2 protein-coding genes are annotated in these 2,055 nt (G+C 36.4%); one reads left to right on the top strand and one right to left on the bottom strand.

Annotated features, from left to right (window positions below; translation table 11 throughout):
• On the top strand, window positions 1-1,595 hold a 1,595-nt coding region (locus BHU68_RS12200), incomplete at its 5' end, for a penicillin-binding transpeptidase domain-containing protein (protein ID WP_069473115.1).
• 30 nt (window positions 1,596-1,625) lie between these two features.
• On the opposite strand, the gene BHU68_RS17375 is transcribed toward BHU68_RS12200, so the two are convergent.
• The coding region (locus BHU68_RS17375) for a hypothetical protein (protein ID WP_171900410.1) at window positions 1,626-2,055 on the bottom strand (430 nt) is incomplete at its 5' end.

Raw genomic sequence — 2,055 nt, 5'->3', positions numbered from 1 at the left:
AAATGATGGCATTAGCAGTTTTGATTCGCGCCCCTAGCCGCTTAGATTTACACAAAGGTGTTATAAAAATTGAAGCCCCTATTGCTAGATTAGCTAAATTAGCATTAAAAGCCAATGTCATTACTCAAATTGATTATGAAGCCATTCTGAAAACGCCGCTACAAATACGAGCTTCTCATTTACCCATTCAAGCGGCTCATTTTGTCAATTATGTATCACAAACCAATCAAGCATTAGAAAAAACCTCTGGGCGTTTACATACAACTTTGGATGGTAATATTCAACAAAAAGTGCAAACAATCCTTGATCAACGAGTGCAAGATTTAAAACATAAAAAGGTTAATAACGGGGCAGTATTAGTTGTAGATAATAAGACACGTCAAATTTTAGCATGGGTTAATGCTGGCAAATTTTCTTCCAATCAAATTGACGCTGTTACTACACCACGTCAACCCGGTTCGACGCTGAAACCATTTTTATATGCTTTGGCATTAAAAAATTCTTGGACAGCCGCCTCTTTAATTGATGATAGCCCATTAGCTCAAGCAGTAGGTACTGGTTTACATAGTTTTCGTAATTATAGTCGCCATCATTATGGTCCAATTCGTATGCGTGATGCGCTTGGTAACTCTTTGAATATTCCAGCAATTCGCGCGATTAAATCTCTTGGAGTTGCAAATTTTTTGCAAACTTTACATCGCTTAGGCTTTACCAGTTTAACCGCTCATTATGATTATTATGGTGAAGGTTTGGCTTTGGGTAATGGTGCTGTAACTTTGCTTGAATTAGTGCAAGCATATACTAGCTTAGCTAATCAAGGTAATTTTTCAGCTTTAAAAGTATTAGCCAATGCTCGAAGTTCTAAAACTAGACATATATTTAGCCCTGAAATAACTTCGATAATTGCAGATATTTTATCTGATTCAGATGCTCGCCGCTTAGAATTTGGCGTAAGTGCTTTATTACGCTTACCAGTTCAAACTGCTGTTAAAACAGGTACTTCTAATGATTATCGAGATGCTTGGGCAGTTGGATTTAATTCCAATTATACAGTAGGAGTATGGCTAGGCAATTTAGATCAACAACCAATGTTACAAGTGTCTGGATCATCCGGTTCAGCTTTAGTTTTGCGAGCAGTATTTAATGAACTAAACCGTTATAATAAAACACGAGCATTATATCTAAGTCCAAAATTAGTTCAAATGCAGATTTGCCGTAAAACTGGAGAACTTGCCACTGGAAATTGTCCAAGTCGTATGGAATGGTTTATACCCGGCACAGAACCAGCGACAGTAATTGAGAATAAACCCATAAAAAAGATATATTTAACTCAACCAAGCCCGGGCTTACAAATAGCAATGGATCCGCGAATACCTGATGAAAATGAAGCATTTGCCTTACGCCTATCGAATACAGATTTACAAGCTAAAAAGATAGAATGGTTAATGGATGGAAAAGTGATAGCTACAAGTTCAGCTAAACAACGACAATTGTTATGGAACTTAGAACTGGGAACACACACAGCTCAAGCCAAGATTTGGAGTGACTCTGATGCGCCATTTACTACTGCTAGTGTTAGGTTTTATGTTAAATGACTTTAATTGTAGCAAACCTGACAGGTTTATTTATTTACAACTATCAGTTTCAGTCATATCCTCAACATGAAATATCGGATAATCCAGATGCCGCTGCTTCATAATTACATCCTTATAATATACAGCCTCTCCTTCAATTCCACCAAGTGGTGCAATAGTAGTAACTTTAAAGCAAGGAATCTCAACTGATCTAGTTTTGTGATGATACAAGATATAGCCGCTAATATTTTCTCCTTCAAGCGTTCCCTTGACATTTATACTCCAAGGAATCACTTGAAATACAAGTTTGGTTTTTTCTTCTAATTGAACATCAAAGATTCCTTTTTTATCAGTTGCTTTGCCCGTAAATTCATCTATAAAAGGAACTAAAATACCTTCTAAAGATAATGTATTTGTTGAAGAATCGTAAATGGCTTTTGATGAAATTTCTGTTGGTGGTTGTTCATTTTCCTCTTCTTCA

This window comes from Candidatus Marithrix sp. Canyon 246 (genome assembly GCF_001723685.1).
Lineage (GTDB): Bacteria > Pseudomonadota > Gammaproteobacteria > Beggiatoales > Beggiatoaceae > Marithrix.
The sequence above is the reverse complement of the archived record's forward strand: the minus strand, read 5'-3'. Positions and strand labels throughout refer to the sequence as shown.